General features: G+C 60.3%; 16 protein-coding genes. 4 read left to right on the top strand and 12 right to left on the bottom strand.

The window, feature by feature from the left end:
* Positions 1-16: 16 nt before the first annotated feature.
* Entirely contained in the window at positions 17-427 is a 411-nt protein-coding gene (gene cueR / locus M8318_RS10710) for a Cu(I)-responsive transcriptional regulator (protein WP_106992209.1), read from the top strand.
* Here cueR and M8318_RS10705 read toward each other — a convergent pair.
* The 7 genes from M8318_RS10705 to tesA form a co-directional block, all read right to left on the bottom strand.
* Entirely contained in the window at positions 406-1140 is a 735-nt protein-coding gene (locus M8318_RS10705; protein WP_262662500.1) for a DUF3142 domain-containing protein, read from the bottom strand. The two genes, cueR and M8318_RS10705, sit on opposite strands and share 22 nt — an antisense overlap.
* Entirely contained in the window at positions 1110-3254 is a 2145-nt protein-coding gene (locus tag M8318_RS10700) for a hypothetical protein (RefSeq protein ID WP_262662705.1), read from the bottom strand. The genes M8318_RS10705 and M8318_RS10700 overlap by 31 nt, the downstream gene beginning before the upstream one ends.
* A 16-nt stretch (positions 3255-3270) precedes the next feature.
* Positions 3271-3729, bottom strand: coding sequence for an NfeD family protein (locus M8318_RS10695; protein ID WP_262662498.1), 459 nt, complete (start codon positions 3727-3729; stop codon positions 3271-3273).
* Entirely contained in the window at positions 3726-4640 is a 915-nt protein-coding gene (locus tag M8318_RS10690; protein ID WP_262662496.1) for an SPFH domain-containing protein, read from the bottom strand. The genes M8318_RS10695 and M8318_RS10690 overlap by 4 nt, the downstream gene beginning before the upstream one ends.
* Positions 4641-4813: 173 nt before the next feature.
* Positions 4814-5668 (bottom strand): co-chaperone YbbN, encoded by an 855-nt coding sequence (locus M8318_RS10685; protein WP_106992213.1) that lies wholly within the window; start codon positions 5666-5668, stop codon positions 4814-4816.
* A 57-nt stretch (positions 5669-5725) separates the two neighbouring features.
* A complete protein-coding gene (locus tag M8318_RS10680; protein WP_166181762.1) occupies positions 5726-6535 on the bottom strand; it encodes an SDR family oxidoreductase in 810 nt (269 codons plus the stop codon).
* The gene (gene tesA, locus M8318_RS10675; RefSeq protein WP_262662493.1) at positions 6525-7151 is read right to left on the bottom strand and encodes a multifunctional acyl-CoA thioesterase I/protease I/lysophospholipase L1; all 627 of its coding nucleotides are present in this window, start codon (positions 7149-7151) and stop codon (positions 6525-6527) included. The genes M8318_RS10680 and tesA overlap by 11 nt, the downstream gene beginning before the upstream one ends.
* Between tesA and ybbA the strand changes: the two genes are divergently transcribed.
* The 3 genes from ybbA to M8318_RS10660 all read left to right on the top strand — a co-directional run bounded on the left by ybbA (position 7119) and on the right by M8318_RS10660 (position 11544).
* Positions 7119-7805 carry a putative ABC transporter ATP-binding protein YbbA gene (gene ybbA, locus M8318_RS10670; RefSeq protein WP_262662491.1) on the top strand — a complete coding sequence of 229 codons (687 nt, stop codon included), beginning with the start codon at positions 7119-7121 and terminating at the stop codon, positions 7803-7805. The two genes, tesA and ybbA, sit on opposite strands and share 33 nt — an antisense overlap.
* Positions 7802-10216 (top strand): putative ABC transporter permease subunit YbbP, encoded by a 2415-nt coding sequence (gene ybbP, locus M8318_RS10665; protein WP_262662490.1) that lies wholly within the window; start codon positions 7802-7804, stop codon positions 10214-10216. Before ybbA ends, ybbP begins: the two co-directional genes overlap by 4 nt.
* 182 nt (positions 10217-10398) lie before the next feature.
* Positions 10399-11544: a porin gene (locus M8318_RS10660; RefSeq protein WP_262662488.1), complete on the top strand. Its 1146-nt coding sequence runs from the start codon at positions 10399-10401 to the stop codon at positions 11542-11544.
* An 88-nt stretch (positions 11545-11632) separates the two neighbouring features.
* Here M8318_RS10660 and mnmH read toward each other — a convergent pair whose 3' ends face one another.
* From mnmH to M8318_RS10635, 5 genes are all read right to left on the bottom strand, one after another.
* The gene (gene mnmH / locus M8318_RS10655) at positions 11633-12703 is read right to left on the bottom strand and encodes a tRNA 2-selenouridine(34) synthase MnmH (protein ID WP_262662487.1); all 1071 of its coding nucleotides are present in this window, start codon (positions 12701-12703) and stop codon (positions 11633-11635) included.
* A gap of 74 nt (positions 12704-12777) precedes the next feature.
* The gene (purK, locus tag M8318_RS10650) at positions 12778-13845 is read right to left on the bottom strand and encodes a 5-(carboxyamino)imidazole ribonucleotide synthase (protein WP_262662485.1); all 1068 of its coding nucleotides are present in this window, start codon (positions 13843-13845) and stop codon (positions 12778-12780) included.
* The gene (purE, locus tag M8318_RS10645) at positions 13842-14351 is read right to left on the bottom strand and encodes a 5-(carboxyamino)imidazole ribonucleotide mutase (RefSeq protein WP_032616904.1); all 510 of its coding nucleotides are present in this window, start codon (positions 14349-14351) and stop codon (positions 13842-13844) included. Before purE ends, purK begins: the two co-directional genes overlap by 4 nt.
* A 173-nt stretch (positions 14352-14524) precedes the next feature.
* A complete protein-coding gene (locus M8318_RS10640; RefSeq protein ID WP_106992221.1) occupies positions 14525-14713 on the bottom strand; it encodes a hypothetical protein in 189 nt (62 codons plus the stop codon).
* Between the two features lie 70 nt (positions 14714-14783).
* Complete coding sequence (locus M8318_RS10635) at positions 14784-14993, bottom strand: YdgH/BhsA/McbA-like domain containing protein (RefSeq protein ID WP_106992222.1); 210 nt, start codon at positions 14991-14993, stop codon at positions 14784-14786.
* Positions 14994-15041 lie beyond the last annotated feature (48 nt).

The following is a 15041-nucleotide window of genomic DNA, read 5'->3' as shown; positions in this document are numbered from 1 at the left end:
AGGTCAAGGGGGAAACGTGAATATCAGTGATGTTGCCAAAAAAACCGGCTTAACCAGCAAAGCGATCCGCTTTTACGAAGAGAAGGGGCTGGTGACGCCGCCGCTGCGCAGTGAGAACGGCTACCGGAGCTATACGCAAAAGCACCTCGATGAACTGACGCTGCTGCGCCAGGCCCGTCAGGTGGGGTTCAATCTGGATGAGTGCGGCGACCTGGTGAACCTGTTTAACGATCCCGCCCGGCACAGCGCCGATGTGAAAAGCCGGACCCTGGAGAAGGTGGCCGAAATTGAACGGCATATCCTGGAATTACAGGCGATGCGCGATCAGCTGCTGGCGCTCGCCGAAAGCTGTCCGGGGGATGAGAGCGCCGACTGCCCGATCATCGATAACCTCTCCGGCTGCTGTCACCGCAAGGCGAAGGCCTGACCGCGAGCCGGGTTGAGCATAAACACCACCGTCCCGCGATACCAGGGGGAGCGCTGGAGCTGCGCTTCGGCCTGAACGTCCCGTTTGCCGTCCTGGACCAGCCCGAGCTTAAACGGAATACGCAGCCGGGAGAGCGCGGGCAGATAAGCCTGATAATTCTCTACCGTATGGCGGCCCTGATAGCTCTGGATCACCAGCTCATCCACCGCCAGCGCGTTCAGCGTGGCGACATCCCCGGTTTTCGCCCAGTCCAGCAGCCCGGTTACCCCCAGCGAAAACTCGGGCGGCAGCTGCTGGCGTAGTGCCCGCAGAAAGCGCGCGTAGTCCGTCAACTGGTGGGTTGCGGCATCAAAATCGACCTGCAAACCCACCACCTGATTCCCGGCAGCCTGCCAGCGCTGCATCAGGCGGACAATTCTCGGCACGATGGCTGGTGGCACCTCAAGGGTGGTAAAGCGCACGGTCAGCCAGATGGAGGGAAAGGTCAGGCGGCTGACCGGCAGGCCGAGGCGCTGAAACACTACCTCATTCGGCCGGGCCAGCACTTCACCCTGATGGAGATAGACCGTTTGCGCCTCTTGCAACGCGTCGCTGGCCTTCACCCCCGACCAGAGCCAGAAAGCAGGGTGCTCCCGGGCGGTGACGATATCCGCCGCCTGCGCCTGTCCGGAAAGCAGCGCTGCTACCAGTAGTATTTGAGTTTTTGCGCCCACGGACTGCCCGGATACTGCGTTTTCAACTGCGAGAACCAGCCTTTGCGCTGGGCTTTGTCCACCTCTGGTCCGCCACACTCGTTATAGCCGGACGGGGCGTAACACATGATGGCCCGATAGAGCGCGTAGCTCTTATCTTCATGCTCCGCCTTCGGTGAGGCGATGACCTGCTGGTAGTAAGCCTGTCTGTTGAACTGCCCGTAGGGTGCTTTGCGGTGGATCGCCGCCTCCAGCACGCCGTTGCCCGCGCTGTCTTTCCACAGATCGACATGGGTATTCGAGGTGCGGAAGAACTCGCCCAGACAGTTCAGGGCATGGGCATCTTTGGCGTTCTGGCTGAGAACCTGCACGGTTTTATCCAGACTACGGCAGACGTAACCGGCTTCGGTGGCCTCGCCGCTCCAGTCGAAGGTGCTCAGGTTAACATCGTCAAAGGCCTTGCCCACCACGGGTGACGTTATGGCGCTGGCGAGCTTTCTGTCATTTAACCAGTCGCTAAAGCGGTTCTCCGTCAAATCGCGCACCAGCAGGGTATGCAGCGCAATGGTACGCTCTTCGTTGTTGGGCCCCTCGCTGGCCTGCCGGCGTAACCGCTCAGGCGAAGCCACCGCTTTCAGCACCCGGGAGCGATAACGCAGACTGGTGACGGCGCTATCCGGAGCAAAAATCGCCTCGGTATTGCCGCTAAAGACCAGGGTCGCCGCCAGTCTGGCCTGCACATACTGCTGCTGTTCAGGATCCTGGCTGCGTTTCAGCAGTTTCAGCCAGAAATCGCGCGCCGGGGGCCACTGCTTCTGCACCATCAGCGCGTCGCCGTACAGCACCTGCTCGCTGAAGGCGAGAATATCGTGCGTCGGGCGTTTTTCCGCCGGTTTGACGGCCTGAAGAATAGCGGCCTGGTTACCCGTCGCCTGCCACAGGTTCAACTGTAGATTGCGCCACAGCGCCAGCTTGCCGCTCTGTTCAAACGCCGGTTTGCTGGCGTTGAGATCCTCCTGCGTCAGGGTCGGTTTCTCATCGCTGTTCAGACGAAGGGCGCGCAGCAGTTCGATATAGCTGATCAGCGGCGCATCGGGGAAGGCCTCCCGCACGGCGCGACCGTTGAACTGCATGCCGTAGACATTATCGTATTCAATCACCAGCCCACGCAGCGCCTCTGCATCGCCAGCCTGCTGGAACCGCTGCTCATACAGACCCGCCAGCTGCGGCCAGGCCTGCAGATACCAGTTGATGCGACGCAGCATGCCGCGCGCCGACTCAGCATAACACCCCTCCGGCCAGCGCTGGAGATAGGCCTGAGCGGCTTTCTGTGCCTGTTCAGCGGCCGGGCGGTCGATGCGATCGATATCAAAATCGCCGTACTCGCCCATGCTGTTCTGGCTGCTTTTGTTCAACACCGTGCGCATCAGCATATAGCTGGCGGTCTCTGCCAGCCACGGACGATCGCTGTCGACAAGCGAGGTAAAGGCCCGATCCGCACCCGCGTAATCCCCGGCATAAAAATGGGCCGCTCCGGTCAGATAGGTTTTATACAGCAGGGCAGAGGATCCCGCCGGGAGCGTCGCCAGGGAGGCGGAAATCTGCTCGTCGGTGGCACCAGAGTAGAGCCCCAGACGCGCCTGGCCCAGCGCATGGCGCTGTTCCGCCGTCAGGGAGTCGTCGGCCAGCAGCGCGGCAAAAAACTGGCTGAGGCTGTCGGCACTGTTCGAGACGAAGCGGTTTTCCTGCTCGCCGTCCTGTTGCGTTTCGACGGGCTCAAGCTGCAATGTGGCCAGCTGCTGGCTGAGAAGGCTCTCTCCAGCCGGTTTATCCGCCGTTGCGCTGGCCGGTGCCTCCAGGTCATCCCACTCCAGATGATAAGCAAAGTAGACATCCCGGGAGCGGGTGATATCTGCCGGCATCGACTGCACCGGCAGGGGGAAGGATTTGGCTTCGCTCAGCAGACGCAGCAGGTTGTCGCGGGAGTCGTTACCGGGGATCAGCACCGGATCGCCTTTCAGCAGGCAGTGCTCATCGCTCCAGTTGCAGTCTTCCATATCAAACGAGGCGAATGCCGGGGCGGCGCTCGCCAGTAATGCGCTAACGCTGATTGCCAGCGTTGTCTTCCTGACCATCATGCTATTCCTGTTCTTATCGGGAAAGGGCCCGGATGCGAAGGGTGATCCCTTCCACAGCCACTACTTCAACTTTGGTGCCGGGGCTGAGATCGTCTTCGGCAATGACCGGCCACGAACTGTCGCCGACGCGCATATGACCGCGCCCGTTCACCAGGGCGGTATCCAGGGTAAACTGCATCCCCACCAGCTGCTGTCCGCGCTGGTTGAGGCGGGCATCGGCGGGCTTTTGCCTGCGCACCTGCCTTGAGAGCCAGCGCCACCAGAGCCAGGCGGCCGTCAGGGTCAGCACCGCAAACAGCGCCCCCTGCCACGCCCAGTCGAACGGCAATATCCATACCAGCAGCCCGACGATCACCGCCGCCACGCCGCTCCACAGCAGGTAGCCGTTGCCGCCGAGCATTTCAGCCGCCAGCAGCAGGCCACCAAGGCTCAGCCAGAAGACATGCGGATGAAGCGCGATCGTCTCGATCATAATTTGCGCTCGTTGCCGCTGGTTTTGATCAGTTCCGCAATGCCGCCGATGGCGCCCATCAGGCTGCTGGCATCCAGCGGCATCATCACCACTTTGCTGTTATCCGCGGAGCCGATCTGCTGCAATGCTTCGGTGTATTTCTGCGCCACGAAGTAGTTAATCGCCTGGATATCCCCGGCGGCAATTGCCTCCGAGACCATCTGGGTGGCACGGGCTTCCGCTTCAGCAGAACGTTCCCGGGCTTCGGCCTGTAAAAACGCGGACTGGCGTTCGCCCTCGGCTTTGAGGATCTGCGACTGTTTATCCCCTTCGGCCTTCAGGATCTCCGCCTGCCGTATCCCTTCAGCCTCCAGGATGTAGGCGCGTTTGGTTCGCTCGGCCTTCATCTGGGCGTTCATGGAGGTGATCAACTCTGCGGGCGGACGCACGTCGCGAATTTCGATGCGGGTGACTTTGATGCCCCACGGGTTGGTGGCTTCATCGACGATATGCAGCAGGCGGGTGTTAATGCTGTCGCGCTGGGAGAGCATCTCGTCCAGCTCCATGGAACCCAGCACGGTACGGATGTTGGTCATGGTCAAATTAATAATCGCCAGTTCAAGGTTGCTCACCTCGTAGGCCGCTTTTGGTGCGTCAATCACCTGAATAAAACAGACCGCGTCGATGGTGACGTTGGCGTTATCCCTGGAGATCACCTCCTGGGAGGGGATATCCAGCACCTGCTCCATCATATTGATCTTGCGACCAATGCGGTCCATGAAGGGCACCACCAGGCTTAAGCCCGGCTGCAGGGTGTTGGTGTAACGACCAAAACGCTCAACCGTCCACTGATAGCCCTGCGGCACGATTTTGACCCCGGCGGCAACGATGACCAGCGCGACGAAGATCAGAATGGGGATGACGATGAACATATAAAACCTCCTGTTTTGTATTCCATGTGGCGATAACAACTGTTCGTTTGTTACCCACAAGTATACCGACAAACAGGGCCAACTTCGCGCCGAATCAACCGGGCGGGCAGGATCCAGACATAAAAAAGCCCCGCTAAAAATGGCGGGGCCCGATGAATGACTTGACCAGAGGATCAGTACAGCAGGGCGTAAAGCTTACGGCGATAGGTCGAGGCCAGGGAGTCACCCGTGCCGAGCGCGGCCAGAATTTCCTGGAACATCTTACGCGCCTGACCGTCAGCGGCAGCCAGATCGGTTTTCAGATGGCCGAACAGCAGTTCCAGCGCCTCTTCGTTACGACCCACCTGATGCAGCTGCAGGGCGAGCTGGCTGGCCAGCGCGGCGTCGGCTGGGTTGGCGGCGACGTGCTGCTGCAGCTGCTGAATTTCCGGGGTGTCCGCGGCCTGCTTCAGCAGTTCAATCTGCGCTACCAGGCCCTGATAACGGGTGTCCTGATCCTGCAGCGGGATAGTCTTCAGCACGCCTTCGGCATCTTCGGAGCGTTTTAAGATAATCAGCGTTTCCGCCAGCAGCAGGCCGGTTTCGCTGTTGTGACCGGAGAGCTCCCAGGCCTCTTTCAGCAGCGGCAGGGCGTCGTCATGCTTGCCTTCGGCCATCAGGGCCGCTGCCTGCTGCGCTTTCAGCTCATCTTCGCGCGGCAGCACTTTATCCAGCAGGGCGCGAACCGCCTCTTCCGGCTGTGGACCCTGGAAGCCATCTACCGGCTGACCATTCTGGAACAGATACACCGTTGGGATGGCGCGCAGGCCAAACTGTGAGGCGATCATCTGCTCGGCGTCGCAATCCAGTTTTGCCAGAATAAACTGACCGTTGTACTGGGCCGCAAGCTTCTCGAGCACTGGCGTCAGCTCCAGACAGTGCTGGCTACGTTCAGACCAGAAGTAGAACAGCACCGGTTTGGTCATCGACTGTTCAAGGGTCTGGTGCAGGTTGGCTTCGGTAATGTTGACAATATTCTGTACGGACATGCGGCATTCTCGGTTATGAGTTTTAATTTACATGGGGGCGTGGCGCGTGGCTTCAACTCAGCCCTGTAAAATTTTGTCCATCATCCGGCCGGGCAGCAGGCGCTTCAGCAGGCCGACGGCATGGGTCACAAGGGTGACCGGATAACGCATTTTAGGGTTTTTGCTCTCAAAAGCATGGCGCACTTTGGCGACTACCGCCTCCGGGCCGAGCGTAAAACGTGCGGCAATACCGGGGTTTTCTACCGGCTTGTCGGCCTGGGTCTGATTGACGTTGTCGGTAAAACGGGTGCGGATGGGGCCGGGCTCAATCAGGCTCACCTTAATGCCGCTGTGGCGCAACTCCATGCGCAGCGCATCCGACCAGGCTTCCAGGGCGTATTTGCTGGCGGCGTAAGCCCCGCGTCCCGGCGTGGAGATCAGCCCCATCACCGAGGAGGTCATCACGATCCGCCCTTCGCCATGCGGCAGCATGGCAGGCAGCAGACGCATGGTGAGCTGGTGGACGCCAAAAAAGTTGGCGGAAAATTGCTGTTCAAGCTGCTGGCGGGTGACGGTCTGCAGCGGGCCGTAAACGCCGAAACCGGCATTATTAAACAGCCCGTACAGACGATTATGGGTGAGGGCAATCACCTCTTCGGCGGCGCGCTCAATGCTGTCGGTACAATCCAGATCCAGCAATACGCCGGTAAAACCCATCCCGTTCATCCGTTCAACGTCTTCGGGTTTGCGGCAGGCGGCCAGCACCCAGAATCCCTGACGCTTCAGTTCAAGGGCGCTTTCAAGGCCAATTCCGCTGGAACATCCTGTTATTAAGACCGATTTTTGCATAACTTTACCTGTCAGGATCTCCGCTGAATTACGAGTCATGTTTAACTAAGGGAGCCAGCCGGGTTGCCATCCAGTCGGCAATAAACGGCTGTGCGTCCCGATTGGGGTGAATACCGTCATCCTGCATCCACTGCGGTTTCAGGTAGACCTCTTCCATAAAAAAGGGCAGCAGCGGAACATCGAACTCTTTGGCAAGCTTCGGATATATCGCGCTGAAGGCTTGATTATACCGACGACCGTAGTTGGCGGGCAGACGAATTTGCATCAACAGCGGCTGTGCATTGGCGGCGCGGATATCCTGCAAAATTTTGCGCAGGGTCTGTTCGGTCTGCTGAGGCTGGAATCCGCGCAGACCGTCATTGCCGCCAAGCTCTACCAGCACCCAGCGCGGCTGATGCTGTTTCAGCAGGGCAGGCAGGCGCGAAAGCCCCTGTTGGGAGGTATCGCCGCTGATGCTGCCGTTGATAACGGTCGTTTTAGTCTGCCATTTATCGTTCAGCAGCGCAGGCCAGGCGGCACTGGCCGCCATCCGGTAGCCCGCGCTGAGGCTGTCGCCCAGAATTAATAACGTGTCCGCCGCCGCGGCGCGAAATGTCATCAGAATCAGAAACAGGAAGGGCAAATGCCAGCGGAAAACATTGTTGCAGTTCATCATCTTAAGAAGTCCGTGGGTCAGGGTGAGCACGAGCTTTCCATCCTTACCGGAGTTGAACTCATTGTCAAACGCGGGCAGAGCATCGCCCTGATTGGTGAGTCGGGTTCCGGCAAATCCACCCTGCTGGCGATCCTTGCCGGTCTGGATGACGGCAGCAGCGGTGAGGTCCACCTGGTCGGGCAACCGCTGCATGCGCTTGATGAAGAGGCGCGCGCCGCCCTGCGCGCGAAGCATATAGGCTTTGTTTTCCAGTCATTTATGTTGATCCCCACTCTCAATGCGCTGGAGAACGTCGAACTGCCGGGGCTGCTGCGCGGTGAAAGTACCGGCCAGAGCCGGGCAGGTGCCAAAGCGCTGCTGGAGCAGCTGGGGCTGGGCAAACGCCTCGATCACCTTCCGGCACAGCTCTCCGGTGGCGAGCAGCAGCGCGTGGCGCTGGCCCGGGCCTTTAATGGTCGTCCGGACGTACTCTTTGCCGACGAACCCACCGGCAACCTCGATCGCCAGACCGGGGATAAAATTGCCGATCTGCTGTTTTCTCTGAACCGCGAGCATGGCACCACGCTCGTCCTCGTCACCCACGACCCGCAGCTGGCGGCCCGCTGCGACCGCCGTCTGCGCCTGGTGAACGGTGAATTGAGGGAGGAAGCATGATTGCCCGCTGGTTCTGGCGCGAATGGCGCTCCCCCTCGCTGCTGATCGTCTGGCTGGCGTTAAGCCTGGCGGTGGCCTGCGTGCTGGCCCTCGGCAGCGTCAGCGATCGGATGGAAAAGGGGCTCAGCCAGCAGAGCCGCGAATTTATGGCCGGCGACCGGACGCTGCGCAGCTCCCGCGAGGTGCCGCAGGCGTGGCTTGATGAGGCGAGAAAAGCGGGGCTGAAGGTCAGCGAGCAGCTGAGCTTCCAGACCATGACCTTTGCCGCCGACACCCCGCAGCTGGCGAGCGTAAAGGCCGTCGATAATCTCTATCCGCTGTACGGCGATTTGCAGACTGCCCCCCCGGGCCTGAAACCGGCCCCGGGCACGGTGCTGCTGGCCTCGCGTCTGATGGCGCTGCTGAATTTAAAAACCGGTGACAGCATCGACGTCGGCGATGCCACCCTGAAAATTGCCGGGGAGGTGGTTCAGGAACCCGATTCCGGATTTAACCCCTTCCAGATGGCGCCGCGCCTGCTGATGAACACCGCGGATGTGGCCAAAACCGGGGCGGTACAGCCCGGGAGTCGCGTCACCTGGCGCATTAAGTTTGGCGGCACGCCTGCTCAGCTGGAAAGTTACGAGAAGTGGCTCCTGCCGCAGCTGAAGCCGGAGCATCGCTGGTCCGGGATGGAGCAGGAAGAGGGCGCGCTCGGCAAGTCGCTGGAGCGTTCCCAGCAGTTCCTGCTGCTCTCGGCGCTGCTGACCCTGCTGCTGGCCGTTGCAGCAGTGGCGGTGGCGATGGGCCACTACTGCCGCAGCCGCTACGACCTGGTGGCGATCCTCAAAACCCTGGGAGCGGGCCGGGCGCAGCTGCGCAAGCTGATCGTCGGCCAGTGGCTGATGGTGCTTGCCCTCTCTGCCATCACCGGCGGGGCGATGGGGCTGCTGTTTGAAAAAGTGCTGATGGTGCTGCTCAGGCCGGTGCTGCCTGCCGCGCTGCCGCCTGCGAGTCTGTGGCCGTGGCTGTGGGCGATTGGGGCGATGATCGTTATCTCCCTGCTGGTGGGGCTGCGCCCGTATCGCCTGCTGCTGGCAACCCAGCCCCTGCGCGTCCTGCGTCGGGATGTGGTCGCCAGCGTCTGGCCGCTGAAGTTTTACCTGCCGGTTATCGTCGCGGTGGTTGTGGCGCTGCTCGCCTGGCTGATGGGCGGCAGCATGCTGCTGTGGGCGGTACTGGCCGGGGCGGTGGTGTTGGCGCTGCTGTGCGGCGTGCTGGGCTGGATGCTGCTCAGCGTCCTGAAAGGGCTGACGGTGAAATCCCTGCCGGTGCGTCTGGCGGTGAACCGCCTGCTGCGCCAGCCGTGGTCGACCCTCAGCCAGCTGTCGGCGTTTTCGCTGTCCTTCATGCTGCTGGCGCTGCTGCTGGTGCTGCGCGGCGACCTGCTGGATCGCTGGCAACAGCAGCTCCCGCCGGAGAGCCCGAACTATTTCCTGATCAACATCGCCCCGGAGCAGATCGCGCCGCTGAAAGCGTTCCTCGCGGAGCACCAGATTATCCCCGAGTCGTACTACCCCATCGTGCGGGCGCGTCTGACCCAGATTAACGGTCAGACGACCGAGGGCAACAAAGATGAATCGCTTAACCGCGAACTCAATCTGACCTGGCAGGATAAACGCCCGGATCATAACCCGATCACTGCCGGCAGCTGGCCGCCGAAAGCGGGGGAGGTGTCGATGGAGGAGGGGCTGGCGAAACGCCTCAACGTCGGGCTGGGGGATACGGTGACCTTTACCGGCGATACCCAGGACTTCAGCACTAAGGTCACCAGCCTGCGCAAGGTCGACTGGGAGAGCCTGCGACCGAACTTCTTCTTTATCTTCCCGGTCGGAGCGCTGGACGGGCAGCCCCAGAGCTGGCTGACCAGCTTCCGCTGGGAGAACGGCAACGGCATGCTCACCCAGCTTAACCGCGAGTTCCCGACCATCAGTCTGCTGGATATCGGGGCGATCCTTAAACAGGTCGGCCAGGTGCTGGAGCAGGTCAGCCGGGCGCTGGAGGTGATGGTGGTGCTGGTGACGATTTGCGGCGTGCTGTTGCTGCTGGCTCAGGTTCAGGTCGGGATGCGTCAGCGTCATCAGGAGCTGGTGGTCTATCGCACCCTGGGAGCAGGCAAAAAGCTGCTGCGTACCACCCTGTGGAGCGAGTTTGCCCTGCTGGGGCTGGTGGCAGGCCTGGTGGCGGCCATTGGGGCTGAAACCGCGCTGGCGGTGCTGCAGACCCGGGTGTTCGACTTCCCGTGGGAGCCGGACTGGCGCCTGTGGGTGATCCTGCCCCTTTGCGGAGCGATAATGCTCTCGCTGTGCGGCGGCTGGCTGGGTGCCCGTCTGCTGAAAGGCAAAGCCCTGTTCCGTCAGTTCTCCGGTTAATCCCCCTCCGCAATCATCACGCGCCGGTTAATATACCGGCGCGTTCCACTTAAGTAGCATAAAAAGATAATTCCTTGCGTTTTAGTGGCACAAATCATTAAAAACCGGGCAACACGAGCAGATAAATCCTGGTTAATATTCACCTGCTAAATAAATGGCAGTGTGTCTATCAAGGAAAAATAATGACCATAACTAAAAAAGCGCTGGCGGTAACGATCGGCGCAGCAGTGGCGTTGGCGTCTTTTGCATCCCAGGCTGAAATCACCGTACTGAAGCAGGATCCGCAGGCGGGTAACCCGCTGAGCCGTCTGAATTTCACCGTCGGTGGCAGTATCCGTCCTCAGTTCCAGAACATGACCGGCGACGACGGCAAGAACAGCTACAAGCGTAACGGCTTTGACGGCGGCACCCGCTTCCGTTTCGCAGCAGATTACTACTTGTTTGATGACATCAGCTGGATCAGCTATTACGAGCTGGGCGTGAACATTCCGGCCCAGTTCAACTGGGACAATCACCATGCCGACGGTGCGCACGACACCTCCCGCCGTATGCTCTACACCGGCCTGAAAAGCGACACCTGGGGTACTCTGACCTTCGGCCAGCAGAACAGCGTTTACTATGATGTGGTGGGCGCGAAAACCGATATCTGGGACTACGACATGATCGGCCAGGCACCGGGTAACGGCATCAACGGCGACTACGACGGCTCTTACCGTTCACGCCAGATGCTGAAGTACAAGAAAACCCTCGGTGATGCGGACATTTACGCCTCTTACCTGTTCGAAGACAGCGAATATCTGCCGGGCAACGGCCTGCGTTACAAGCGTAAAGGCGGCGGCTCGCTGGGTGTGGATTATCGTCTGACCACCGACCTGACCTGGGGCGCGGCCTGGAACTACACCCGCGCCGACATGCGTAACCCGGATAACGGCGACAGCAAGTCCTGGGATCAGAACATCCTCGGTACCGCGCTGAGCTGGACCCCGGACAACTGGACCTTCTCCACAGGCGGCGGCTGGTATCAGAACTTTATGACCAGCAAAAAAGTGTCAGTAAACGACTACTTCGCGGGCGATGCGTGGGGGATTGAGTACTTTGCGGGCTATAAATTCCCGATTGGTCAGTATGCGGTGAAATCCATCCAGCCTTACTTCATGGGCGATCGTATCGAGACCATGAATGGCCGTAACTACCAGCGCATCGACAACGGCGTGGGTATCAGCGTCCAGCTGGATTACGGTTTCCGTGTCGATTACGAGCACGTGTTCACCTCCAGCACCGACGATCTGGGCGATATGAACCTGGTGCGTCTGCGTTACGACTTCTAACCCTCACCCTAACCCTCTCCCTAAAAGGGAGAGGGGATAGTCGGGTAGAATATGTAGGCCGGATAAGCGTTAGCGCATCCGGCTTTTTTCAACGACTCAGCCAGCCAGCTACGTCCTCAAACGTCCCACGATAAACAATCTTGTCTGCCTTCTTCTCCAGCTGAAAGCGATACATCGGGTCGTAATAATCATTCAGCAGCGGTGCCAGCCAGCTAAAGTGCGCTTCGGTATCACCTGTGCGCTGTTGCTCGACGAGCGCGCTATCCAGCAGGGCCGTTAATTCAGCAAAACGCTGTAACCCCAGCCGACGGCGGATGGCAAACAGGCCGTGGTGCAGGTACTCACCGTACTCAATCCAGCCCGCCTCTTCACCCCGCGCGGTACGAAAGGCCTGCCACATCTGCTCGAAATACTCTTCCCGCAGACGCTCCAGGCGCACCTCGAACGGATCTTCCACCACCGCAATCGGCGACTGCACCATGCGGTCACGCAGGCACTCCGGCAGATGGTTAGAGCCAATCATTCGCCCCTCGTCTTCCAGCACCCAGCGCGTGGCGTCTTTTTTCAGCAGCTCCACCGCGAGATGATTTTCAAAGCTGGCCTGCGAAAGCTGTGGCGTCAGCGTGCGGCCAAACGACGAACCGCGATGGTGCGCCAGCCCTTCCAGATCGATTCCGTCAGGACGGGCCTTCACCAGCAGGGTCTTGCCGCTGCCGGTACAGCCGCCAATCAGTACGGTCGGCTTCTGCACCTGCTCGACGGTGGCCTGTATTGCCGCCTGGCGCAGGGCTTTGTAGCCCCCGCGGATCAGCGGGTAATCGACGCCAGCCTCTTTCAGCCACGACTGCGTGATGTGCGAGCGCTGCCCGCCCCGGGCGCAACAGAGATACCCCTGGGGTTGCGCGAGGCAGGCGGTGCGCCAGGCCTCGAGGCGCTGATTACGTGTCTCGCCGCTCACCAGCCGATGGCCGAGGGCAAGGGCCGCCTCCGGCCCCTGGCGTTTATAGCAGGTGCCCACGGCGGCACGCTCGTCGTCATTCATTAACGGCAGGTTGATAGCCGCAGGCATGGCGCCCTGGGCAAATTCCACGGGGGCACGCACATCAATTATTGGCGTGTCGGAAGTAAGAATGGCGCGGTAGTCCGTCCCATCGTTCATAAGGATCCCTCAAAACAGCGATGGGCAGGATTTTACGCCGGGGAAGGGGAATAGCAACTCCCCGGCGGTGGGGCTTAGCTCAGCGTGGACTGCGCCCAGGCGATACCGCTGGCGTATTCCGGCGGCAGCAGAGGCACAATGGCGTCGAGCGTTGCGCTCAGGCGAGGAATGTCGCTGTCGTTCAGGTTGAGGTGGCCGACCTTGCGCCCCGGACGCACCTCTTTGTCATACCAGTGCAGATGCACCAGGGGCAGATTCAGCCAGTCGTAGTTCAGATCGGTGCCGATCAGGTTGATCATCACCGACGGGCTGTTGACCACCGGCTGCGGCAGCGGCAACCGGGTGATGGCGCGCAGGTGCAGCTCAAACTGGCTGATGGAAGCGCCGTTTTGCGTCCAGTGGCCGCTGTTATGCACGCGCGGGGCCAGCTCGTTGATCAGCAGGCCGTCCGGGGTGACAAAGCACTCCATCGCCATCACGCCGACGTAGCCCAGCTCCTGCATAATGGCCGAGAGCATACCTTCGGCCTGCGCCTGCTGGGCCGCATTGGCCTGCGGGAAGACCACGCTGGTGCGCAGAATGCCGTCCTGATGCAGGTTGTGGGTCAGAGGATAAAAGACGGTGCTGCCGTCGTGGGCGCGGGCACCCACCAGCGACACTTCGCCGCTGAAGTTAATTCCCTGCTCAACGATGCACTCGCCGTAGCACTCATCCGGCAACTGGTTGGTTTCACCGGCGCGTAGACGCCACTGGCCGCGTCCGTCGTAGCCGCCAACCCGGCGCTTGACGATCGCCAGCTCGCCCAGGGTGGCAAACACGCCGGGCCACTGGCCTTTCTCGGTCAGCAGCTGCCACGGCGCGGTGGCCAGGTGCAGATCGTCGAACAGCTGTTTTTGCGTCAGACGGTCGGCAATGATCGGGAAGACGTCGCGGTTAACAAACGCGTTGTGGCGAGCCAGCTCCCGGGTTAACGGGGTTTCTGGCCAGCGCTCAATTTCTGCGGTGATCACGCTTTGCTGAAACGGCACCGCTTCGGGTTCATCGTCCAGCCCGACCGGCCAGACGGCGATCCCCAGTGGTTCACCGGCCTGACGCAGCATGCGGCCTAACTGACCGTTACCGAGGACGCAAACCTGTTTCATGCCGCACCTCGCGGGTCCGGGTTCTCCAGTACCTCGTCGGTCTGGGCGGTACGCCATGCGACCAGGCGCTGATGCAGTTCTTTATCGTGCGTGGCGAGGATCTGTGCCGCCAGCAGGGCGGCGTTAGCGGCACCGGCTTTACCAATCGCCAGCGTCCCCACCGGAATACCGCGCGGCATCTGCACGATGGAGTAGAGGCTGTCGACGCCGCTCAGGGCAGCGCTTTGTACCGGGACGCCGAGCACCGGCACCAGGGTTTTGGCGGCAATCATGCCGGGCAGATGCGCGGCCCCGCCAGCACCGGCAATAATCACCTGATAGCCGTTCTCTTCTGCGCCTTCGGCGAAGCTGAACAGTTTATCGGGGGTGCGGTGTGCGGAGACCACTTCAACGTGGTGAGGAACGTTCAGGATGTCAAAGATTTCGGCGGCGAACTGCATGGTAGCCCAGTCGCTTTTGGACCCCATCACGATGGCGACACGCGCCGGATTATTGCTGGAAGACATGCGTCTTAAAACTCCTGTGGTGCTCAATTCTCGGCTTTTGAGGTGACAGAGAATAGCACGATAGCCAGGCAAGGAAAACGGTTGCGCGGCTAAAACTTCTGCCAACGTCCGTCTGTTGCAGGAACAAAAAAACCGCCTTTCGGCGGTCTTTTCACAGGATGCTTACGCCATCGTTACAGCAGATTGCCTGCGGTCAGGTTCTCTTTGTCGAAGGCATGGTTCACATCAATATGATTCTGCTGGAACCTGGTGTCGATATTCGACCCGGCCTCCGGCATGGAGACGTGATGCTCTGCAGCCATTGCACCAGATGACAGTGAAGCGGCCAGCAGCAGGGCGCTGACGATGCTGATATTTTTCATTCTCTTTTCCTTCTTCATCGTATTGTCGCTGTCGCTGGGCTCTTATCTGGCGGCACGGCAATCAGTTAAATTATTTAGTCAGTTCAGCGGTCATGTGCACGCGGTTGTCGAACTGGGCGCTGGTGATTTTGTACGCGGCGCCTTCTTTAGCGGCCTGGGCGGCAATTTGCGCTTCGGCACGGTCCAGGGTAGAGGCGGTAGCGCTGACGCTCTGAGCGAAAGAACCGAAAGAGATCAGAGAAAGCGCGGCAACTGCAACGAAAGTTTTGATGGATTTCATGGTCGTATTCCTTAAATGATTTTGTTTGGGGTAGGGCGTTGTTGCCCT

The organism is Leclercia tamurae, from assembly GCF_025566055.1.
In the GTDB taxonomy this organism is placed as follows: Bacteria; Pseudomonadota; Gammaproteobacteria; order Enterobacterales; family Enterobacteriaceae; genus Enterobacter; species Enterobacter tamurae.
This window is presented reverse-complemented; position numbering and strand designations above follow the sequence as displayed.